The 20,732-nt window shown below is 65.1% G+C and carries 19 protein-coding genes and 1 pseudogene; 10 read left to right on the plus strand and 10 right to left on the minus strand.

The features are described from left to right. Nucleotides 1–100: 100 nt before the first annotated feature. The 5 genes and pseudogenes from KM135_RS13285 to KM135_RS13305 all read left to right on the plus strand — a co-directional run bounded on the left by KM135_RS13285 (nt 101) and on the right by KM135_RS13305 (nt 3,941). Complete coding sequence (locus KM135_RS13285; RefSeq protein ID WP_221714510.1) at nt 101–1,045, plus strand: YihY/virulence factor BrkB family protein; 945 nt, start codon at nt 101–103, stop codon at nt 1,043–1,045. Then, nucleotides 1,042–1,848 (plus strand): enoyl-ACP reductase FabI, encoded by an 807-nt coding sequence (gene fabI, locus KM135_RS13290; RefSeq protein WP_221714511.1) that lies wholly within the window; start codon nt 1,042–1,044, stop codon nt 1,846–1,848. The genes KM135_RS13285 and fabI overlap by 4 nt, the downstream gene beginning before the upstream one ends. 7 nt (nt 1,849–1,855) lie before the next feature. Next, nucleotides 1,856–2,926: a chorismate synthase gene (aroC, locus tag KM135_RS13295; protein ID WP_221714512.1), complete on the plus strand. Its 1,071-nt coding sequence runs from the start codon at nt 1,856–1,858 to the stop codon at nt 2,924–2,926. Beyond that, complete coding sequence (locus KM135_RS13300; RefSeq protein ID WP_221714513.1) at nt 2,917–3,540, plus strand: hypothetical protein; 624 nt, start codon at nt 2,917–2,919, stop codon at nt 3,538–3,540. Before aroC ends, KM135_RS13300 begins: the two co-directional genes overlap by 10 nt. 15 nt (nt 3,541–3,555) lie before the next feature. Then, nucleotides 3,556–3,941, plus strand: a pseudogene (locus tag KM135_RS13305) (secondary thiamine-phosphate synthase enzyme YjbQ). Between the two features lie 67 nt (nt 3,942–4,008). Here KM135_RS13305 and KM135_RS13310 read toward each other — a convergent pair. Genes KM135_RS13310 through KM135_RS13320 form a run of 3 tightly spaced genes read right to left on the minus strand, consistent with a single transcriptional unit; the run spans nt 4,009 to nt 6,466 of the window. Further along, a complete protein-coding gene (locus KM135_RS13310; protein ID WP_221714514.1) occupies nt 4,009–5,334 on the minus strand; it encodes a TadE/TadG family type IV pilus assembly protein in 1,326 nt (441 codons plus the stop codon). Between the two features lie 18 nt (nt 5,335–5,352). Further along, nucleotides 5,353–5,901, minus strand: a complete 549-nt coding sequence (locus KM135_RS13315) for a TadE/TadG family type IV pilus assembly protein (RefSeq protein WP_221714515.1) — start codon at nt 5,899–5,901, stop codon at nt 5,353–5,355. A gap of 1 nt (nt 5,902) precedes the next feature. After that, nucleotides 5,903–6,466: a TadE/TadG family type IV pilus assembly protein gene (locus KM135_RS13320; RefSeq protein WP_221714516.1), complete on the minus strand. Its 564-nt coding sequence runs from the start codon at nt 6,464–6,466 to the stop codon at nt 5,903–5,905. Nucleotides 6,467–6,822: 356 nt separating this feature from the next. Here KM135_RS13320 and KM135_RS13325 point away from each other — a divergent pair, with 356 nt between their 5' ends. The 4 genes from KM135_RS13325 to KM135_RS13340 all read left to right on the plus strand — a co-directional run bounded on the left by KM135_RS13325 (nt 6,823) and on the right by KM135_RS13340 (nt 12,062). Beyond that, nucleotides 6,823–8,157 (plus strand): dicarboxylate/amino acid:cation symporter, encoded by a 1,335-nt coding sequence (locus tag KM135_RS13325; RefSeq protein WP_221714688.1) that lies wholly within the window; start codon nt 6,823–6,825, stop codon nt 8,155–8,157. Between the two features lie 6 nt (nt 8,158–8,163). Beyond that, on the plus strand, nt 8,164–9,099 hold the full coding sequence (locus KM135_RS13330; protein ID WP_221714517.1) for a glutaminase: 936 nt from the start codon (nt 8,164–8,166) through the stop codon (nt 9,097–9,099). A 62-nt stretch (nt 9,100–9,161) separates the two neighbouring features. Beyond that, the gene (locus KM135_RS13335) at nt 9,162–10,103 is read left to right on the plus strand and encodes a dioxygenase family protein (protein ID WP_221714518.1); all 942 of its coding nucleotides are present in this window, start codon (nt 9,162–9,164) and stop codon (nt 10,101–10,103) included. A gap of 108 nt (nt 10,104–10,211) precedes the next feature. Then, entirely contained in the window at nt 10,212–12,062 is a 1,851-nt protein-coding gene (locus tag KM135_RS13340; protein ID WP_221714519.1) for an ABCB family ABC transporter ATP-binding protein/permease, read from the plus strand. A gap of 153 nt (nt 12,063–12,215) precedes the next feature. Here KM135_RS13340 and ribA read toward each other — a convergent pair whose 3' ends face one another. The 4 genes from ribA to KM135_RS13360 all read right to left on the minus strand — a co-directional run bounded on the left by ribA (nt 12,216) and on the right by KM135_RS13360 (nt 17,446). Continuing rightward, on the minus strand, nt 12,216–13,280 hold the full coding sequence (gene ribA, locus KM135_RS13345; RefSeq protein WP_221714520.1) for a GTP cyclohydrolase II: 1,065 nt from the start codon (nt 13,278–13,280) through the stop codon (nt 12,216–12,218). Then, entirely contained in the window at nt 13,280–14,089 is an 810-nt protein-coding gene (locus KM135_RS13350; protein WP_221714521.1) for an exodeoxyribonuclease III, read from the minus strand. Before KM135_RS13350 ends, ribA begins: the two co-directional genes overlap by 1 nt. Before the next feature lie 307 nt (nt 14,090–14,396). Then, nucleotides 14,397–15,053 carry a LolA family protein gene (locus KM135_RS13355; RefSeq protein WP_221714522.1) on the minus strand — a complete coding sequence of 219 codons (657 nt, stop codon included), beginning with the start codon at nt 15,051–15,053 and terminating at the stop codon, nt 14,397–14,399. Between the two features lie 65 nt (nt 15,054–15,118). Beyond that, nucleotides 15,119–17,446, minus strand: coding sequence for an FtsK/SpoIIIE family DNA translocase (locus KM135_RS13360; protein ID WP_221714523.1), 2,328 nt, complete (start codon nt 17,444–17,446; stop codon nt 15,119–15,121). A 204-nt stretch (nt 17,447–17,650) separates the two neighbouring features. Here KM135_RS13360 and KM135_RS13365 point away from each other — a divergent pair, with 204 nt between their 5' ends. Continuing rightward, entirely contained in the window at nt 17,651–18,601 is a 951-nt protein-coding gene (locus KM135_RS13365) for an alpha/beta hydrolase (protein WP_221714524.1), read from the plus strand. 300 nt (nt 18,602–18,901) lie between these two features. Here KM135_RS13365 and KM135_RS13370 read toward each other — a convergent pair whose 3' ends face one another. The 3 genes from KM135_RS13370 to KM135_RS13380 are packed head-to-tail and all read right to left on the minus strand — an operon-like array spanning nt 18,902 to nt 20,704. Then, entirely contained in the window at nt 18,902–19,252 is a 351-nt protein-coding gene (locus KM135_RS13370) for a TfoX/Sxy family protein (RefSeq protein ID WP_221714525.1), read from the minus strand. Continuing rightward, entirely contained in the window at nt 19,242–19,739 is a 498-nt protein-coding gene (locus KM135_RS13375; protein ID WP_221714689.1) for a GNAT family N-acetyltransferase, read from the minus strand. The genes KM135_RS13370 and KM135_RS13375 overlap by 11 nt, the downstream gene beginning before the upstream one ends. After that, the gene (locus KM135_RS13380) at nt 19,736–20,704 is read right to left on the minus strand and encodes a DMT family transporter (protein ID WP_221714526.1); all 969 of its coding nucleotides are present in this window, start codon (nt 20,702–20,704) and stop codon (nt 19,736–19,738) included. Before KM135_RS13380 ends, KM135_RS13375 begins: the two co-directional genes overlap by 4 nt. Between the last annotated feature and the right edge of the window lie 28 nt (nt 20,705–20,732).

Consider the following 20,732-nt stretch of genomic DNA (forward strand, 5'->3'; position numbering starts at 1 on the left):
ACAGGTTTCGACAAGCTCGGGGCGAACGGTGTTGGGGAACGGGCGGCATGTCTGAGGATTGGTGGCCGTATGATGTGCTCCGCGTCCCGGCCCTGAGATAATGCTTGGCCTCTCCCCCCAGTCGCCGGAAGAACGGCGCAAGCGGCATGTTCGGTTGCGCGAGGAAATCGAGAAGAGCCGGCTCGGGTCGCGCAGCCTGATCGTCGTCAAGCGCGTCGCGGTCGGCGTCTATTCGGAGGGATTCATCCATGCCGGCAATCTGGCCTATCTGACGCTTGTCGCGCTGTTTCCCTTCTTCATCCTCGCCGCCGCGGTCGCGCAGATCCTCGGGCGCACGCAGGCGGGGCTGGAGACGGTCAACGGCTTCCTGCTGACCGTCCCGCCCGGCGTCGCCAATGTGTTGCGTCCGGCGATCGTCGACGTACTGACCGCGCGCACGGGCAATCTGCTCTGGATCGGCGCGCTGGTCGGGCTCTGGACGGTCGGAAGCCTCATCGAAACGATCCGCGACATCCTGCGCCGTGCCTATGGATCGCGCTCGACCGCGCCCTTCTGGCATTATCGCCTGCGGGCGATGGGGCTGATCATCGTCAGCGTGCTGGGCGCGCTCGTCGCGCTCTCGCTGCAGGTGCTGCTCGCAGCGGCGGAGACCTTGCTCGAGCAGCTTTTCCCGTTCGCCGACTTCGCGATCAACATTATCACGGCCACGCGGCTGGTGCCGACGGCGGTGCTGTTTCTGGCGCTTTACGGCCTGTTCTACGCGCTGACGCCGAGCGCCTATCGCAGCGATCGCTTCCCGAAATGGCCGGGCGCACTGCTCACGGCGCTGTGGTGGTATGTGACGACCCTGCTGCTCCCGGTCTTCCTGTCGAATCTCTCCGACTATAATCTCACTTATGGCGGCCTTGCAGGCGCGATGATCGCCCTCATTTTTTTCTTCATCATTGGGCTTGGCGTGGTAATTGGCGCCGAACTCAATGCGGCGCTGGCTGATTTTCCCGACGAGGAAGAGGCAGTGGACGAGACGGAGGAAGCGGCGAAATGACTGGCCTGATGGCGGGCAAAAGGGGTCTCATCATGGGGCTCGCCAATGAAAAATCACTGGCCTGGGGCATCGCGAAGGCGCTGCACGCCCAGGGTGCCGAGATGGCTTTCTCCTTCCAGGGCGAGGCGCTGGAGAAGCGCGTGCGCCCGTTGGCCGAGCAACTCGGGCAGGATTTCCTGATCGAGTGCGACGTATCGGACATGGCGGCGCTCGATGTCGCGTTCGGAACGCTGGCAGAGCGTTGGCCGACGATCGATTTCGTCGTCCATGCCATCGGCTTCTCGGACAAGAACCAGCTGCGCGGGAAGTTCTACGACACCACGCTCGACAATTTCCTGATGACCATGAACATCTCGGCCTACAGTCTGGTCGCAGTGGCGCAGCGCGCGCGGGCGATGATGCCCGATGGTGGCTCGATCCTGACGCTCACTTATTACGGCGCCGAGAAGGTCATCCCGCACTACAACGTGATGGGCGTCGCCAAGGCCGCGCTGGAAACCTCGGTCAAATATCTCGCCGTGGACCTGGGGCCGGAGAATATCCGCGTGAACGCCATCTCCGCCGGCCCGATCCAGACGCTGGCCGCGCGCGGCATCGGCGACTTCAACTATATCCTCAAGTGGAACGAGTATAACTCGCCGCTGCGTCGCAATGTGACGATCGAGGATGTCGGCGGGGCCGGCCTCTACATGCTTTCGGACCTGTCCTCCGGCGTAACCGGCGAAATCCATCATGTCGATGGCGGCTACAATGTGATCGGCATGAAGGCCGAGGACGCGCCGGACATCGCGCTCGAAAAATGATTGCGGAATGAGCTTCAACACCTTCGGTCGGGTCTTCCGGTTCACGACATGGGGCGAGAGCCACGGCCCGGCGATCGGGGCGGTGGTCGATGGGTGCCCGCCGGGCCTCGCCCTGTCCGAGAGCGACGTGCAGCCCTGGCTGGACAAGCGCCGGCCGGGCACGTCGCGCTTCACGACGCAGCGGCAGGAGCCGGATCAGGTCCGCATCCTCTCCGGCGTGTTCGAGGGGAAGACGACCGGCACGCCGATCAGCCTGATGATCGAGAATGTCGACCAGCGCTCGAAGGATTATTCGGATGTCGCCATCGCCTATCGGCCCGGCCATGCCGATTATGCCTATGACGCCAAATATGGCTTTCGCGATTATCGCGGCGGTGGACGCAGCTCGGCGCGCGAGACCGCCTCGCGCGTGGCGGCCGGGGCGGTGGCGCGGCTGGTCATCCCGCAGGTGCGCATCATCGGCTATGTGAGCGAGATTGGCGGCGACGCCATCGACGCCGCCCGTTTCGATGAAGCGCAGATCGGCCAGAACCCGTTCTTCTGCCCCGATGCGCAGGCGGCCACACGCTGGGAAGCTTTGGTGGATGGCGCGCGCAAGGATGGCTCCTCGCTTGGTGCGGTGGTCGAATGCGTGGCGACCGGCGTGCCGGCTGGCTGGGGGGCGCCGCTCTATGCCAAGCTCGACAGCGAGCTGGCCGCAGCCTGCATGAGCATCAATGCGGTCAAGGGCGTGGAGATCGGCGACGGCTTTGCGGCGGCGCGCTTGCGCGGCGAGGAGAATGCCGACCCGATGCGGCCGGGCAATGAAGACGGGCCGCGCTTCCTCGCCAATCACGCGGGCGGTATTGCGGGCGGCATCGCGACCGGCCAGCCGGTCAGGATCCGCGTCGCCTTCAAGCCGACCAGCTCGATCCTCATTCCGCAGGAGACCATCACGCGCGACGGCGCGGCGACCGAGATGTTCACCAAGGGACGGCACGACCCCTGCGTCGGCATTCGCGGCGTTCCGGTGGTCGAGGCGATGGTCGCGCTGGTACTGGCCGATCAGGCTCTGCTACACCGGGCGCAATGCGGCTGACTCATTCCTTCGCGCGGCTATTGCCGCTGCTGACTCTGGCCGGGCTTGCGGCCTGCGGCGGCCCGAAGACGGATCAGTCGGCCGAGAACAAGGCGGCCAATGCGGCGGAGATCGTGACCAATGCCGCCGTCAATGCGGTCAACGAGGTCGTACTGGATACGGCGCCCGCGCCGGTGCCTCAGAATTTCGACAGTCTCGGCAAGATCCGAATCGGCGCGACGCTGAGGGAGATGGAACACGAGGGCCTCGCCGTTGCGGGGCAGGACGAACCGCTCGACGAGGAGTCCACCTGTACCTACGCGACCTTCAAGGACATGCCCGACCTCGCCGTGATGATGGATGGCGAGCGCATCGCGCGCATCGATGTCGGCGACAAGCGGCATGAAGGCCCCGGCGGCCTTCGCGTCGGCCAGAGCGAGGCGGAGGCGCTGAAGCGGCTGGGCGGCAAGGCCAGGGTCGAGCTGCATCCCTATACCGGCCCGGAAGGTCATTATCTGGTCGTGCATGAGGATGGCGCGCCGCGCGGCCTCATCGCGGAGACCGACGGCAAGCAGGTCCAGTCCTGGCGCATCGGCCAGTGGGAGCAAGTCCAGTGGATCGAGGGCTGCGCCTGAGCGGTCATGGCTGAGCTGCGTCAGGCGACCGGCCTCATCCGGCTGCGCACACCCGGCCGGGCGATGGTCGAGTTCACCAGCGACGTTGCGTCATGGGTCGCACAGCAAGGCATGAGCGACGGGCTGCTGACGCTTTTCTGCCGTCACACATCGGCTTCGCTCACGATCCAGGAGAATGCAGCGCCGGCGGTGAAGCGCGATCTCATCGACTGGCTCGACCGGGTTGCGCCCGAGGATCATCCATATGCGCATGACGACGAAGGGCCTGATGACATGCCGGCCCATATCAAGGCGCTGCTGACGGGCGTCTCGCGCTCGGCACATGGCAGGGACTCTATCTGATCGAGCATCGCCGCGCGCCGCATGAACGGCAGGTCGCGCTTCATCTTCTCGGTAGTTGAGCGGCCGCGCTTCGTTCCTGCGGAAAGCGGCGAAGATGCCGAACGGTCGCGTCATGATGGGGACCGGTCATTGCGTCAGGTGCGCGGCTTCCACGGCTTTCTGGAACAGGTCCGCCAACGCCGCGGACATGTCGCTGTTGGTCGTCACCTTGTAGAAGAGGCCCGGCGACGCGCAGCTCTCGAGTGCCGGACTGATCTTCTCGGGCGTGTCCAGATAGGGCTTGCGCACATTTGTGATCGACCAGCTGTCGGACGCGGATTCCCAGAGATATTCGGTATACATTACCGCGAGCTTCACGCCCTTGCCCTTGATCGTATCGCACAGCGCCGTTGGCGCCGGTCCGAGCTTGCGCACCCCGGCGAGATTTTCGTCGCGCATCCCGTCCGTGATGAGGAACATGATCGCCTTGGGCGTGTCGCCGGCCTTCTTGGTGCCGTTGCCCGGGATCGGCAGCAGCAAGTTCATGGCGGTCAGCGCCGCCGTGAAATTGGTGTGCATGTCGCTGTCGCTGACACCGCAAACCCGCTGATTGTTGCGGCAGACGGTCAGCAGTTGCGCCTGCGACACTTTCGCCTTGGCGGCGCTCAGCGTCGTCGGCGTGTCCTGTATCGAATGGTAGCTCCAGTCGAAATTGCCCAGCGCCATGCGATAGGTGGCGCCGTTGGCATCGCCGGTTTCGTCCGCCAGATCGATCAGATCTTCGACTGACTGATTGACGAGGTCGTTGCGCAGCGTCAGCTTGAGATCGGTCTTCGCCAGATAGTAATAATCGACATATTTCCCGCCGACCATGTAGGTATTGCCGGGATTGGTTGCGCTGGTATCGGTCTGGTGACATGCGAAAGCGCAACCCTTGGTCGCCTTCGTCAGCGCGGTCAGCCCGGCGCTCGTGGCCGGCAGGGCCATGGAGGGTGACGTGTCGATCAGCATGTAAAAATCGATGTCGGGGGCGGTTGTGGCGCTCGCCGATGCCGTCCCGCCGATGGCGATGGTCGCGCGCGAGAGGATCGCGCCGAAGATGTTGGTGGAAGCGCCGGCATAAGTGACGGTCACGGCCCGCTTGAGCGAAGGCGACGTGGTGTCGGAGACGGAGATCGTGACGTTATTGGCATAGACCAAGCCCTCGAGCGTGGCGGCCTGGTCGTCGAAAAAGGCCTTGGCCTGCTTCTTGGCGGCGGAGTCGCTCTCGCTCATCATGGACTGGCTCACCGCGTAGAGCGCCGACGCATCGGCGATCGCATTCATCTTGGTCTGGAGCCGGGCGGCGCGCGAATAGTCGATCACCATGCCCGCGCTGAACACCAGCGGCACGATCGACAGCCCGGTGATCATGAGCACATTGCCCCGTTCATGCCTGGCCAGGCGACGCATCAATGCGGAAGGGAAAGACATGGGTTCGCTGCTCTCTCGTCAATTCCTGGCGATGGAAGAGGACCGGCGCGGCAACATGTAGATCGTGTCGGTCAGCGTCAGGGCGCGCAGCATGGAAGGCGCCACATAGGGCCGATACTCATAGGACACTTCGGCCATGATGATGCTGCTTCCGAGCTTGGCGGCACTGCTCGGGAGGTCCATTTTCGTATTCTTCGCGTAACCCTCGGAGGTGGTCTTGCCATTGTAACTGCGGCTCCAGTCGACCTTGGAGTGGCCGCCGCCGTTCGTCGTGATGTGCGTGACGATGAAGGTGCCTTCCGTGGCGTCATAGGGCGTGATGACTTTGCTTGCGCTCTTGAGCACCACGTCGATGTCGGTCGTTGAGACGGAAATATACTGGGAGGTGAGGTCGGCCAGCGAGCGGGTCGTCACGGTCACCTTGCGGGAAGCGGCGATAGCATCGGCAAGTTGGAAGCTTCCGACATAGAGCAGGATGAGAAACGGCGCGACGAGCGCGAACTCGGTCGCGGCCATGCCGCGCCGATCGTTGTGGATCGTCCACCAGATGCGCGCGATCGCACGCATCTCAAACGCTCTCGTTCTTGAACACGGAGGTCGCAATCAGCAGCCGGCGACCGTTCTTCATGTTAGCGAGGGTGAAGCCGAGCGGACCCAGCACGACTGGCGCCTGGTACATGACACGCATGATGACGATATCGCCCGTGTTGCCAGGCTTGTAGTTCCAGCTGTTGGTGACGTTGCCGAGCGCGTCGTAGCTCAGAGCGGGTGTACTGCTATTGAGAGCATCGAAGCTGTTCGCGACCTGGACATCGACCATGACGTCCTTGCAGGACATGAAGCTCGGCAAGGTGCCGCAAACCTGTGTTTTGAAAGCGGACTGATTGACACCGTTCTTCTGCACCACGCCGGTCCGGATGCCGCGCCCCGCGCTTTCGGCGGTGGTTTCCAGAACTTGCTGGGTGAACATGATCAGGGTGGTTTGGACGACGGCCAGCAGCAGCGCGATGAAGGGCGCTGCGATAATGGCGAATTCGATGGCGGCCGCGCCACGCCGGTTGTCACAGAAACGGATTGCCTGAAGCCGCCAGGCCTCGCGACGACGTGCGACGGCGATAAGTCCTTTGTCCATTCGCGATCCGATGTTCTTCGATTGTCGTCACCAGTTGTTTACCCTTTTCGCCAATGTGGGTTGATTATTGGTTAAGCATGCGGTGACCTGATTCCGCGGGGACGGACCAGCCGAGCGAAGTCATCCTCATGACCGAACATCGCGCCGGCATGCGAATGCCTGCCGGTGCAGGATTGCAGCAACGTCGCCGATGTCGATCTGCGGAGCTTTCGCTGTGATGTCGGCTTCGGAACTCCGTCAGGCGGCAACCCCTTTCTTTTCCCCGGCGCGATTTGCGTGCCGCGAGGTGCCCTGATACGCATCGCGCAGATATGCCGGCGACCAAAGCCGGCCGCGCGCGGTTCAATGGGGACGACATGGGCAAGAATCTCACCTTCCAGATCGGTATTGGCATGGCGCTCGGCCTGCTCCTCGGCGTCGTCCTCAATGCCATGCTGGGCAGTGACCCGGCCGCCGCCAAGGATGTCGCGGGCTATTTCCATCTGCTGGCCGACGTCTTCCTGCATCTCATCAAGATGATCATTGCGCCTCTGGTCTTCGCGACCCTCGTCGCCGGCATTGCGCATATGCACGACAGCGCGACGCTCGGCCGGATCGGCGGGCGCGCCATTGCATGGTTCATCCTTGCCGCCTTCATCTCGCTGTCGATCGGCATGATCTTCGCCAACGTGCTTCAGCCCGGCGCGGGCATCGGCCTCGTCGCGCAGGGCAAGGAGAGCGGCGTCGATACCACCGCGCTCAATCTGCGCGACTTCGTGCTGCACGTCTTTCCGACCTCGATGGTCGACGCCATGGCGCAGAACAGCGTGCTGCAGATCGTCGTCTTCTCGCTGTTCATCGGCGTGGCGCTCACCGCCATCGGCGAGAAGGGCAAGCCGATCGTCACGCTGGTGGAATCGATCGTCGAGCTGATGCTGCAGGTGACCGGCTATGTGATGCGCTTCGCGCCCGTCGCCGTGTTCGGCGCCATCTGCTCGGTGATCACGGAGCGGGGCCTCGGCGTGCTGCTCGATTTCGGCAAGCTGCTCGGCTCCTTCTACCTGGCGCTGTTCACGCTTTGGGTGGTGCTGGCGCTGGTCGGCTACATCTTCCTCGGCCGGCGCATGACGCATCTCATCAAGCAGATCCGCTCGCCGCTGCTGATCGCCTTTTCGACGGCCTCGTCAGAAGCGGTCTATCCCAAGATGCTGGAGCAGCTCGACCGGTTCGGCGTGCCGCGCCGTATCTCGAGCTTCGTGCTGCCGCTCGGCTACAGTTTCAATCTCGATGGATCGATGATGTATGCCGCCTTCGCGACCCTGTTCATCGCGCAGGCTTATGGTGTCGATCTCTCGATCGGCACGCAGATCACCATCCTTCTGGTGCTGATGGTCACCAGCAAGGGCATCGCCGCCGTGCCGCGCGCGAGCCTGGTGGTGGTGGCGGCCACCCTGTCCCAATTCAACCTGCCGGTGGAAGGCGTCGCCTTCATCCTCGCGGTCGATCATTTCATGGACATGGGCCGCACCATGACCAACGTGATCGGCAATGCGATTGCGACGTCGGTCGTCACCAAATGGGAAGGCATGCTGGAAGTCGAGGAGCCCGAGGAGGTCGACCTGCCGCACGCCCCTTCGCACACGGCGGCCGCGGGCAAGGCGGGCCTCGACCTCGCGCCGGACATGGTGGACGACGAACGCGGCAAGGCGTGATTCTCCGTGGCGGCGCAGATCCAGGAGATCGTCGACGAGATCGTCGCCGCCATGGCGCAGGAGTCCGAGCGCGGCGACGTCGCGACCTATATTCCCGGCCTCGCCAATGTCTCGCCCGCCCATTTCGGCATGGCGGTGATCGGCGCGGACGGCAGCGTCGCGCTGGGCGGTGACGCGGAGCAGCCCTTCTCGATCCAGTCCATTTCCAAGGTGTTCGCGCTCACCATGGCGCTCGGCAAGGTGGGCGATCAGCTCTGGCGTCGGGTGGGGCGCGAGCCGTCGGGCAATGCCTTCAACTCGATCGTCCAGCTCGAGGCGGAGCATGGCATTCCGCGCAATCCCTTCATCAATGCCGGCGCCATCGTCGTCGCGGACGTCAATCTCTCCGGCCACATGCCGCGCGAGGCGATCGGCGAGCTGATCCGCTTCATCCGCTTCCTCGCCGATGACGAGACGATCGTGGTGGACGATGCCATCGCCCGCTCGGAGACCGAGACGGGCTTCCGCAATGTCGCGCTGGCCAACTACATGCGGGCCTTCGGCAATATCCGGCATTCCGTCGAGCTGGTGACCGGCGTCTATTTCCATCAATGCGCCATTTCGATGAGCTGCCTCCAGCTCGCGCGGGCGGGGCGCTATCTGATGCTGGACGGACTGCAGCCGGAGGCGGGACGGGTCGTCTCGGCCCGCCGCGCGCGGCGCATCAATGCGCTGATGCTCACCTGCGGCCATTATGACGCGAGCGGCGATTTCGCCTTCCGCATCGGCATGCCGGGCAAGTCCGGCGTGGGCGGCGGCATCCTCGCCGTCGTGCCGGGCAAGGCCAGCATCGCGGTCTGGTCGCCCGGCCTCAATGCCAGCGGAAACTCGCAGCTTGGCACATTGGCGCTGGAGCGGCTGGCGCAGGCGACCGGCTGGAGCGTGTTCAGCGCGCGGGCCTGACGCGGGAACCCTTCATTCGTGATGGCGTTTCGAAAAAGGGGGTGCGGACAGGGAGAGAGACTATGGCCCCGACCGAACCGCGATCGTCGCACGCCGAAAGCCCCCATCATGGCGACGACCTTTCCGAAGATCTGATGCGCCTTGGCGCCCTGCTGGGCCGCCGCAAGGCCATCGGCTGGCTGTCCGGCGCGGCGACCTTCGCCTTGCTCGGCGGCTGCGGGTCCGATTCGGGCGGCGGCGGTAATGTGGTCGTGGCGCCCACGCCAAGCCCCAGTCCAAGCCCCACGCTCACGCCGACACCGGTGCCCTCGCCGACGGCAACTGCGACGCCGACGCCCGTCTGCATCGCAACCCCGTCCGAGACGCGCGGACCCTATCCGGCGGACGGCACAAATGCGACGAGCGGCTCGACCAACAATGTGTTGACCGCGAGCGGCGTGGTGCGCAGCGACATCCGGTCGAGCTTCATCGGCTCGACAACGGTCGCCGGCGGCGTGCAGCTCACGCTGACGATCACGCTTAACGCCATCAACAGCTGCACGCCCCTCGCCGGCTATGCCATCTATATCTGGCATGCCAATGCGCTGGGCCGCTACTCGCTCTACGACGTGCCGGCCGAAACTTATTTGCGCGGCGTGCAGGTCACCGATTCCAATGGCAGGGTGACCTTCACGACCATCGTGCCCGGCTGCTATGCGGGGCGCTTCCCGCATATCAATGTCCAGGTCTTCGGGTCGTTGGCGCTGGCCAATAGCGGCACCAATGCGCGGCTCGTCAGCCAGCTCATCGTGCCCACGGCGGTCTGCACGGCGGTCTATGCCGATACGACCACCTATGCAGGGTCGCAGGCCAATTTCGGCGCCGTCTCCGTCGCGAATGACAATGTGTTCGGCGACAACACGGCAGCGGAGAATGCGGGGCGCACTCTCGATGCGACGGGCAGCGTCTCCGCCGGCTATACCGCCACGGTGACACTCACCGTCAATCCGTCGGGCACGCCATAAGCAGACCGGGACCGCCCAAAGACCTCAAGCGGCGACATGAGTTGACTTGTGCAACTTTCTGTTGCTGCACTATTGTGAAGCGGCGGCTGCGCGCCTAACTGCGTTCCGATGGCACCGGTCGAAGCAGAAGAGGCGCAGAAGACGCCGCCCGCATGGGCGACGCTGCGCCGGTTCCTGCCCTATCTCTGGCCGGAGGGCGAGCCGCGACTGAAGGTCCGCATCGTCATCGCGTTGCTGCTGGTGCTGGCCGGCAAGGCTGTCATCCTCATCATGCCCTTCGCCTACAAGGGCATCATCGACAATATGGGTCCGGGCATGCAGCAGGGCGCGCAGATCGCCTTCGCGCTGGTGCTGGCCTATACGGCGGCGCGGTTCGGCGGCGTGGTGGCGGACAATCTGCGCAACGTCGCGTTCGAGCGGGTCGGCCGCAATGCCCAGCGCCTGATGGCCGAGCGCACCCTGCGCCACCTGCACGAACTCTCGCTGCGCTTCCATCTCAATCGCAAGACCGGCGGCGTCACCCGCGTGGTGGAGCGCGGCACCTCCACCATCGAGACGATGCTGCACTTCCTGCTGTTCAACATAGCGCCGACAGTGATCGAGCTGGTCGCGGTCTGCGTGATCTTCCAGATCAAGTTCGGTTTCGCGCTCGTGGCGGCGACCGTGGTGATGGTCGGTCTCTACATCTGGTTCACGCAGACAGTGACGGAATGGCGCAATGCCCTGCGCCGCGAGATGGTCGATCTCGATACCGGCGCCGTCGCCCATGCGGTCGACAGCCTGCTGAACTTCGAGACGGTCAAATATTTCAGTGCCGAGGACCGGGAAGCCGCGCGCTACAGCCGCGCCCAGTTCCGCTACATGGACGCGGCGACCAAGAGCAACAACAGCCTCGCCTTTCTCAACATCGGGCAGGCACTCATCACCAATCTGATGATGGGCGGCGCCATGGCCTTCACCGTCTGGGGCTGGAGCGTCGGCCGCTTCACGCCGGGCGACGTGGTGCTGGTCAATGCGCTGCTCATGCAGCTGTTCCGCCCGCTCGACCTGCTCGGCATGGTCTATCGCACGATCCGCCAAGGCCTCATCGACATGGAAGCGATGTTCCGCCTGATCGACACCGAGACGGAGATCAAGGACAAGCCCGGCGCCTTGCCGCTGGCCGTCGTCGCGGGCGATGTGCGGTTCGAGAATGTGGTGTTCAGCTATGAGCCGGCGCGGACCATCCTCAAGGGGGTGAGCTTCACCGTGCCGGCCGGGACGACGCTGGCGATCGTCGGCCATAGCGGCGCCGGCAAGTCGACCATCGCGCGGCTGCTCTATCGCTTCTACGATATTCAGGGCGGCCGCATTCTGGTGGACGAGCAGGATATCGCGGAGGTCCAGCAGCGCTCGCTGCGCGCCGCGATCGGCATCGTGCCGCAGGACATGGTCCTCTTCAACGAGACCATCGGCTACAATATCGGCTATGGCCGCGACGGCGCGAGCCAGGCCGAGATCGAGGCCGGCGCGCGGGGCGCGGCGATCGACCGGTTCATCGACGCCCAGCCGCTCGGCTACGAGACGCGCGTCGGCGAGCGCGGCCTCAAGCTCTCGGGCGGCGAGAAGCAGCGCGTCGCCATAGCGCGCACTTTGGTGAAGGACCCGCCAATCCTCATCCTCGACGAGGCGACCAGCGCACTCGACAGCCGCACCGAGGCCGCGATCCAAGGCGTGCTCAACAATATCGCCGCGCGCCGCACGACGATCATCGTCGCGCACCGCCTCTCGACCATCGTCCATGCCGACAAGATCCTCGTGATGGAGGACGGCCAAGTGGTCGAGCAAGGCAGCCATGCGGCGCTGCTGGCGCTGAATGGTCACTATGCCCAGATGTGGGCGCGGCAGGCAGCGGAGCGGATGAATCCCGAGGCGAGTGAGCCAGGCGACGACCCGCCGCTGGAGGATGCGGCGGAGTAGGTCTTTCCAATATCTCCGTTCGTCCTGAGTAGGGGCTGAGCGAAGCCGAAGACCCGTATCGAAGGACAACGCGCCGTGCGCAATCCTTCGATACGCCATTTCGACAGGCTCAATGGCTACTCAGGACGAACGGAGATGTTGGCAGGGGGGCTGCTACAGATCGTGCCCCGTCCGGTCGCGCTTGGTGGCCAGATAGCGCTCGTTGAACGGATTGCTCGGCAACGCCAGCGGCAAGCGCTCGACAACCTTCACGCCCTCGGCCTCAAGCCCTGCAACCTTGGCCGGATTGTTGGTGAGCAGGCGCACCTGCCCGATGCCGAGCAGATACAGCATGCGCGCCGCCACGCCGAAATCGCGCGCGTCGATCGCGAAACCGAGGCGGGTATTGGCATCCACCGTGTCGAAACCCTGGTCCTGAAGCTGATAGGCACGCAGCTTGTTGATGAGGCCGATGCCGCGCCCTTCCTGCCGCAGATAGAGCAGCACGCCCCAGCTGGCTTCGGCGATCTCGTGCATCGCGGCGTGGAGCTGCGGCCCGCAATCGCATTTGAGGCTGCCCAGCACGTCCCCGGTCAGACACTCGCTATGCAGCCGCACGACCGGCGGGGTGCCGTCGCGTTCGCCGAGGATCAGCGCGACATGCTCGCGCGGATCCTCGGTCGAGCGAAAGGCCACGATCTCCGCATCGATCTTCTCGGCCACGGGGAGGCGCGCGCGCGCGGCAATGGCGAGGCGGTCATAATCGGTGAAGGCCGTGACGTCGTCGACCGTGCAGGCCGCCTCGACCGGCGCATCCGCATTGCCGACGAAGAAGGCCGGCAGCATGCCCGCGAGCCGCGCGAGCGAGAGTGCCGCACTGGCCGCGTCGCCTTGTGCCAGCGGCAAGGCGCGAAACGGTCCCTTGAACGGCGTCGCAAGATCGCGGACGGGATCGGCAATCGCCATGGCAGCGGCAGGTCCATCGAGCCAGCGGTCTCGCGCGATCAGCACCGGCGCCTGCGTGTCGGCAGCGGCAAGCTGGTTGACCAGCTTCAGCGTGACCGCCCGGCTCGACGAGATCAGCAGGGGCGCGTTGGCATCCGGATCGAACGCGCCAAGGCTTTGCAACGTCGCACCTTCGATCGGCAGCAGCGCGAGCGCGCCGTCCGCGCCGGATATGCGGATCGGCCAGCCGCGGCGCAGCGCGTCAATCGCGCGGGCGGCCGCGCCCGCATCCATCAGAACGCGAATTCCGTGATGAGCGGGGCATGATCGGACGGCCGCGCCCAGCTCCGCGCGCTCTCCAGCACCTGATGGCTCACAGCCTGATCGGCGAGCGACGGGCTCACCCACATATGGTCGAGCCGCCGGCCGCGATCCGTCTTCGCCCAGTCGAGTGCGCGATAGCTCCACCAGGTATAGAGCCGCTCGGGCGCGGGATAGAATTTGCGGCCGATATCGACCCAGCCATGCGATTTCTGCAGCCGGTCCATCAGCTCGATCTCGACCGCCGTGTGGCTGACCACATTGACGAGCTGCTTGTGGCTCCACACGTCGCATTCGAGCGGCGCGACGTTGAAATCGCCGACCAGCAAGGTGGGGCCCGTGAGCTTGGACGACCAGTCGATCATCCGCTCGAAGAAATCGAGCTTCTGGCCGAACTTAGCGTTGATCGTGCGGTCCGGCTCCTCGCCGCCCGCTGGAATATAGACATTCTCGATGCGCAGGCCGTTGTCGAGGCGGACGCCGACATGGCGCGCTTCGCCATTGGCCTGCCAGTCGAGCCGGTCGTCGTCGCGCATCGGCACCTTGCTGATGATCGCGACGCCATGGTGCATCGGCTGGCCGTGCAGGACGAGATGATTATAGCCGAGGCGGCGGAACAGCCCTTCCGGGAAGACACCGTTGATGACCTTGGTTTCCTGAAGACAGAGAATGTCCGGCTGCTGCTCGACGAGGAAGCGCTCAACGATTTCGAGGCGGGCGCGGACGCTGTTGATGTTCCAGGAGGCGATCTTGAGAGTCTGTGTTTTGGCTTTTGTCGACATAGGCCTGTCCCTAGCCGCCCTTGGCCGTGAACCCAAGCGCCACGCGCGATAATTTTTCGGGAGACGCTTTCCGCAGCGTCACTGCCGCCAAGGCAGCAAAAACCCCCGCTCCGGGGGGCGTGGAACGGGGGTCTCGAGAGCGTTTTATCGACGCTGCATGTGACGCGGGACGAGCCGAGCAACAGGGGGGAATCTCGACTGCATTCCCGGCGCCACAAGGTCTAGATAACGCTGCTCAGATGAGCGCCGGATGAATGAAAATTGTCAGAATCATGATCGTCGATGGTAACGCGCTTTTCATCGCGCTTCACTGCGAACGGCCGACCCGGTTTGGCCGCGGGTCGCGCCAGCGGAAGGCCGTGTCCGGAATCGCCGCGCCATAAGCGAGATTGGTCAGGCGGATACTGGTGCGGCTGCCCTGTGCGTCACTGGCGACCCAGCCATACAGCTCCAGGCCCGCCGGCGCGTCCGGCTTGCGCGTGAAGATGAGGCTCAGCACGCCATATTCGGGATGGCCGGGGTCGCGCACCTCGATCGAGACGACGCGGTTGTCGCCGGTCGGCACGAGCTTGCCATATCGGGTGATGTCGCGCGTTGGATCGAGCAGCGCACCGAGTGGCGAGTTGCGGATCGGCCAGCGCTGAACCTGCGAGACCTGATAGTCGATCATATAGAGCGAGCGGCCGTCCGCCACGATGAGCAGGTCGCCAGCGCCATAATCGAAGCGGATCTTGCCGGGTTGCTTCAGCAGCAGCTTGCCGGACTGGACCTGCCCGTTGCGATCGGTCTGGGTGAAAGTGGCGCGTAGCGAGGTCGTACCGCGGATCGATCGGTTGACGGCGGAGAGATCGTCGGCGGGCGCCTGTGCCTGCAGGGCAGGGATCGTCAGCGCGCCGCCGAGCGGCAGGAGGATCGCGGCGCCGATGGCCAGCGCGCGGGCGAAGCGGGAGGTGCGTTTCGTCATGCGAGCGGAGATAGGGCGGCGGGCTTGAATGTCCACTGAACCATGCGGCCCAGTTTAACAGCACCCTATTTCGGATTCCCCATCTCATCCCGCAGGACGTCGCGGCGGCCGACATGGTTGGGCGGGCCGACAAGGCCTTCCTCTTCCATCCGCTCGATGAGGCGCGCGGCGCTGTTATAGCCGACGCGCATCTGGCGCTGCAGCCAGCTGGTCGAGGCCTTCTGGTTCTCGAAGACGAGCTGGCAGGCCTTGCGGAACAGCTTGGCATCGGCGCTGTCGTCACCCAAGTCCACGCCGTCGAGCGCGAAGCTGCCCTCTTCCGGCTCCTCGGTGACCGAGGAGATATATTCGGGCTGGCCCTTGCTGCGCCAGTGGTCGGCGATCGCGCGGACCTCGTCGTCGCTGACGAACGGGCCGTGGACGCGCTGCAGGCCCTTGCCGCTCGCCATGAACAGCATGTCGCCCTTGCCGAGTAGCTGCTCGGCGCCCTGCTCGCCCAGGATGGTTCGCGAGTCGATCTTCGACGTGACGAAGAAGCTGATGCGCGTCGGCAGATTGGCCTTGATGACGCCGGTGATGACGTCGACGGACGGCCGCTGCGTCGCGAGGATCAGGTGAATGCCGGCCGCGCGCGCCTTCTGCGCCAAGCGCTGGATCAGGAACTCGACTTCCTTGCCCGCCGTCATCATGAGGTCGGCCAGCTCGTCGACCACGACCACGATCTGCGGCAGCGGCTGATAGTCCAGCTCCTCCTCCTCGTAGATCGGCTGCCGCGTCTGCTCGTCGAACCCGGTCTGCACGCGGCGGCCGAGCGACTTGCCCTTGGCGCGGGCCGAACGGACCTTCTCGTTGTAGCCCGCCAGATTGCGCACGCCGATCGAGGCCATCATGCGGTAGCGGTCCTCCATCTGCTCGACCGCCCATTTGAGCGCGCGGATCGCCTTGGCCGGCTCGGTGACGACCGGCGAGAGCAGATGCGGGATATTGTCGTAGATGCTGAGCTCCAGCATCTTCGGGTCGATCATGATGAGGCGCAGCTCGTCCGGCGTGAGGCGGTAAAGCAGCGACAGCAGCATCGTGTTGAGGCCGACCGATTTGCCCGAACCGGTCGTGCCCGCGACGAGCAGATGCGGCATGCCGGCAAGGTCCGCGATCACCGGCTCGCCGAAGATGTTCTTGCCCAGGATGATCGGCAGCGAGGACTTGGCGTCCGCGAATTGCTGGCTGGTGATGAGCTGATGCAGCACGACCGATTCGCGGTCCGCATTGGGCAGCTCGATGCCGATCACGGTGCGGCCCGGAATGGTCGCGACGCGCGCCGAGAGTGCGGACATGTTGCGAGCGATGTCGTCGGCCAGCTGGATTACGCGGCTCGCCTTGATGCCCGGTGCCGGCTCCAGCTCGTACATGGTGACGACGGGGCCGGGGCGGACCTCGGTGATCGCGCCCTTCACATGGAAGTCGTCGAGCACGCTCTCCAGAAGCCGCGCATTGCGTTCCAGTCCCTGCCGGTCGATCTTGGTTCCGGCCTTCTCCGGGGCCGGGCTCAGCAGATCGGCCGAGGGGAGATCCTTGTTGCCGAAGAGATCGTCCTGCCCGGAGACCGGCCCAAAAGCCTTGGTGACGGCATTGGTGTTGGGCGACTGGATGGTGATCGGCTGACGCGGCGCGGTCTCGACGGCCTTGCGCGGTTCGGCCTCACGCAGCGCGGTGGCGCGCTGATCGGTCAGTGTTTCGCCCGGCGCCGAACGACGCAGGAAGGCGAGGCGCGGCAGGGCAAGGCTCGGCATCGCCGGGCGGGCGAGATGCCAGAGCGGCTTTTCGAGCGCGAGGCTGCGCACCCAGAGCCACAGGCCCGCGACGATGCTGACGGCGAGCAGCGCCCATTGCAGGATCATGTCGGCCGTCGCGCCGAGCTTGGCGGTGAGGACAGTCAGGCCATGCGCGGCCAGGAAGCCGACGACACCACCCCAGCGCGCGGGCAGGCCGACCAGCGGCTCGGGCTGGAGCAGCCACAGGCCCGTGCCGATCAAGGCCATGCCGGCGAAGCATTTGACGATCTGCGCTTTCCAGCCGCTCATGTCCTGATCGGCCCAGAGGCGGCGCGCACAGACGAGAATGAGCGGCAACACCAGCAGCGCGGGCACGCCCATCACCGTGTAGAGAATGTCGGCCGACCAGGCGCCGGCCGATCCCATCAGATTGCCGATCTGGTCGCCTGCGGCCGTGTTCAGCGCGCCGTCGCTCACCTTGTAGGAGAGCAGGGCGAGGAACAGGAACAGCGCCAGCGCATAGAGCCCGACCGCGCCGGCAAGCGTGCCGATGCGGATGAGGCTGCGGCGCAACATTGCCTGCCACTCGGGAGTCCGGTTGACCGTTGCCCGGCTTGCCATCTCGTGCGTCTCCGATGTTCGGGCGATCGAAATGACCGGATCGTGCCCGAAATGTTCCGGTTTCGGACAATCTACTTTCGCGGACTCGCCGTCAAGAGTCCTGTTTTTCTGCCGGAATCGTCCAGTTGCACCGCGCGTGGCTGCTATCTACTGTCCCGCGCATCAATGGTGCCGACACCGCATAGGAAGAGGAATGCAGAACCCATGAGCCGTCATCTGGTCGATCCCGAACTTGCCGCCATGCTCGATGTATTTCCCGGCATCGTGCTGGATACCGAGACGATCGGCGCCATGCGCGAGCAGATGCGCGGCATGGCGCAGCCGCGCGAAAATTACGCGCGCGCCAATGTGACGATCGAGGAACGGACGGTGCCGGGGCCGGATGGCGCGCCGGACGTGCCGGTGACGATCTATCGCCCGACCGACGCGACGGGCAAGCTGCCCGTGTTGCTGCATCTCCATGGCGGCGGCTATGTGCTGGGCGCGGCCGAGGGCAGTGGCGCGGGCAATACGCGCACGGCCGACGAGCTCAAATGCCTCGTCGTTTCGGTCGATTATCGCCTCGCGCCCGAGACGCAGGCTCCCGCTGCCGCCGAGGACGCCCATGCCGTGCTCGCATGGCTGAACAAGGAAGCGGCGAACCTCGGCATCGACACGGATCGTATCGCCGTGGGTGGCGAGAGCGCGGGTGGCGGCCTCGCGGCGTCCACGGCGCTGCTGGCGCGCGACAAGGGGCTCTACAAGCTCTGCTTCCAGCTGCTCATCTATCCGATGTTGGACGATCGCACGGCTGCCAACGGCGCGAAGAACCCGCATGTCGGCGACTATATCTGGCAGCATGAGCACAATGTCTTCGCCTGGGGCGCCTATCTCGGCACCGCGCCGGGCAGCGACAATGTCTCGCCCTATGCCGCCGCTGCGCGCGCGACCGACCTCTCCGGCCTGCCGCCCGCTTACATCGCCGTGGGCGCGCTCGATCTCTTCCTGGAAGAGGACATGGACTATGCCGCGCGCCTCGCCCATGCCGGCGTGCCGACCGAGCTGCATGTCTATCCGGGCGCTTATCACGGCTTCGAGTTCAATGTGGATTCGGACGTCGCCAAGCGTGCCGAGGCGGATCGGCGCCGGGCGCTCGGGCGGGCGTTCGCGGGGTAAGAGCCGCCAGCGATCACAAAGAACCACCGTTCGCCCTGAGCTTGTCGAAGGGCCGTCCTTTTCCCTGACCGTTGGAGAAGAAGGACAGCCCGCTTCGACTGCCTGCCAAGGCAGGCGCTCAGGGGCGAACGGCTCGGGAGCGCATTTCCCTCTGTCCTACACGCCGAAACCGATGCCATGCTTCGACCGGCTCTTTCTCATTCGACGGCGTGAAGGCGAGTCGCGCGATTTATTTTTCACCGCGACCCCCGAACTTTCCGAACCTTCGAAACAATATTACGCGAAAATCGGGCCGGCCGGTCAGCTTTTCTTCTTCTTTTTAACCGGTCCCCGCCGCCCGGCCTCCAGCGCCAGCGCAGCCCATTGGCGCAGGGCGTCGCCATCATCATAGACCTCGGAGGGCGCGCGGCGGTAGTTCATCGAGCCGGAGCGGCCTTCGCCCATCTCATAGGTGAAGCGCGCACAGCCGGCCTCGTCCCAGATGCCGTCGCTGACCGCGTCGGCCTTGAACCACAGCTCGCCATCGTCGAGGATCGCGAAGACGGTGCCGTCGAGATAGAGCGTCATGCCGCCCATCATGCGGCGGCTGGAGAGGCTGCCGAGATCGGCCAGCTCCTCGCCCAGCCAGTCGATCAGGCCATCATCCGCCATGCTTGGTCTCTTGGCTCGCCAGCGCCAGCAGCGCGTCCCCATCGACCCGGTTGACGGTCCATTCGTCCATCGGCCGCGCGCCGAGCGAGGTGTAGAACTCGATCGCGGGCGTGTTCCAGTCCAGCACCCACCATTCGAGCCGGGCACAGTCGCGCTCCACCGCGAGCTGGGCCAGTCGCACGAGCAGCGCCTTGCCGACGCCCTGCCCGCGTGCCTCCGGCGCGACGAACAGGTCCTCAAGATAAATGCCCGGCCGTCCCTCGAAGGTCGAGAAGTTGTGGAAGAACAGCGCGAATGCCACTGCCGCGCCGTCCAGCTCGGCGATCAGCACTTCGGCCATCGGGCGCGGGCCGAACAGATGCTTCGCCAGCACGGCCTTGTCCGTGCGCACTTCGTGGGAGAGGCGTTCATAATCGGCAAGCGCCAGGATGAAGCCGTGGATGAGGTCGATATCCTCGGGTGTCGCTTCGCGGATCGTCAGCATCAGGCAGCCTCCGGCTCGATGGTCGCATGGGGAACGCCCGGCTGCTGGCGCGCGGCCCAGAGGCAGCCGGCGATGATCATCGCGGCGCCCAGCAGGGTGGTCGGCAGCACCGACTCGCCGAACACCCACCAGCCGAGCAGGGCTGCCCAGACGAAGGCGGTATATTCGACCGAGACCAGCACCTGAGCCTCGGCGCGGGCATAGGACCAGGCGAGCAGCATGATGGCGCTCGTACCGATGACCGACGCCAGAAGGATCGTCGGCCAATGCTCCCGGCCGGGCAGATGCGGCAGCCATTGCGCGGCGACGGCGGCTGCATCGGTCGGCTGGCCGGCGGCGAGATAGAGCCGCGTCCCGGCGGGCACGAGGAAGAGGAAGATGATGGCGGCGACGACATTGAAGGACAGCGCGACTTCGATCGGCCCGGCGGCGAGCGACTGGCGGCGGCCGATGACGAGATTGACCGCATAGAGCACGGCGGCGATCAGAATGGCGATGGCCCCTTCCAGCGTGTCGCCCTTGCCGTCGGCGCCGGACTGGCCGAGCAGGATGACGATCACCCCGGCAAAGGCGATGAGCGAGCCGCTGACGGCGCGCCGCCCGACCCGCTCCTTGAGGAACATCGAGGCAAGGCCGAGCGCGATGAGCGGCGCGACGAAGGACAGCGCGATGCCCTGCGCAAGGGGCACATGGACGAGGCCCCAGAAGAAGAACAACACCGAGACCGCGCCCGAGACGCCGCGGCCGATATGCAGCATCATGGTGTGGAGATTGGGGATGCGGCGCACGAAGATCGCATGGAGCGGTGCGATCAGCGCGATGCCGGTGAGCGAGCGCCAGAGCAGCGCATTATAGGCGCCGAGCGCGATCGACAGACTCTTCAGCACCGCGTCCATGCCCGAGAAGATCGCGATGCCGAGGCAGGCGACCAGAAACGGCATCATGGGCGAGGACGGACGCGACGACATGGCCGTTCTCTAGGGGAGGAACGGCGGC

The organism is Sphingobium xanthum (assembly GCF_019737615.1).
Classification (GTDB): Bacteria; Pseudomonadota; Alphaproteobacteria; order Sphingomonadales; family Sphingomonadaceae; genus Sphingobium; species Sphingobium xanthum.

Bases quoted from the DNA above. Each gene is read 5' to 3' on its own strand.
- KM135_RS13285 (WP_221714510.1), top strand. From the start codon at position 101: ATGCTTGGCCTCTCCCCCCAGTCGCCGGAAGAACGGCGCAAGCGGCAT.
- fabI (WP_221714511.1), top strand. From the start codon at position 1,042: ATGACTGGCCTGATGGCGGGCAAAAGGGGTCTCATCATGGGGCTCGCC.
- aroC (WP_221714512.1), top strand. From the start codon at position 1,856: ATGAGCTTCAACACCTTCGGTCGGGTCTTCCGGTTCACGACATGGGGC.
- KM135_RS13300 (WP_221714513.1), top strand. From the start codon at position 2,917: ATGCGGCTGACTCATTCCTTCGCGCGGCTATTGCCGCTGCTGACTCTG.
- KM135_RS13310 (WP_221714514.1), bottom strand. From the start codon at position 5,334: ATGTCTTTCCCTTCCGCATTGATGCGTCGCCTGGCCAGGCATGAACGG.
- KM135_RS13315 (WP_221714515.1), bottom strand. From the start codon at position 5,901: ATGCGTGCGATCGCGCGCATCTGGTGGACGATCCACAACGATCGGCGC.
- KM135_RS13320 (WP_221714516.1), bottom strand. From the start codon at position 6,466: ATGGACAAAGGACTTATCGCCGTCGCACGTCGTCGCGAGGCCTGGCGG.
- KM135_RS13325 (WP_221714688.1), top strand. From the start codon at position 6,823: ATGGGCAAGAATCTCACCTTCCAGATCGGTATTGGCATGGCGCTCGGC.
- KM135_RS13335 (WP_221714518.1), top strand. From the start codon at position 9,162: ATGGCCCCGACCGAACCGCGATCGTCGCACGCCGAAAGCCCCCATCAT.
- KM135_RS13340 (WP_221714519.1), top strand. From the start codon at position 10,212: ATGGCACCGGTCGAAGCAGAAGAGGCGCAGAAGACGCCGCCCGCATGG.
- ribA (WP_221714520.1), bottom strand. From the start codon at position 13,280: ATGGATGCGGGCGCGGCCGCCCGCGCGATTGACGCGCTGCGCCGCGGC.
- KM135_RS13350 (WP_221714521.1), bottom strand. From the start codon at position 14,089: ATGTCGACAAAAGCCAAAACACAGACTCTCAAGATCGCCTCCTGGAAC.
- KM135_RS13355 (WP_221714522.1), bottom strand. From the start codon at position 15,053: ATGACGAAACGCACCTCCCGCTTCGCCCGCGCGCTGGCCATCGGCGCC.
- KM135_RS13360 (WP_221714523.1), bottom strand. From the start codon at position 17,446: ATGGCAAGCCGGGCAACGGTCAACCGGACTCCCGAGTGGCAGGCAATG.
- KM135_RS13365 (WP_221714524.1), top strand. From the start codon at position 17,651: ATGAGCCGTCATCTGGTCGATCCCGAACTTGCCGCCATGCTCGATGTA.
- KM135_RS13370 (WP_221714525.1), bottom strand. From the start codon at position 19,252: ATGGCGGATGATGGCCTGATCGACTGGCTGGGCGAGGAGCTGGCCGAT.
- KM135_RS13380 (WP_221714526.1), bottom strand. From the start codon at position 20,704: ATGTCGTCGCGTCCGTCCTCGCCCATGATGCCGTTTCTGGTCGCCTGC.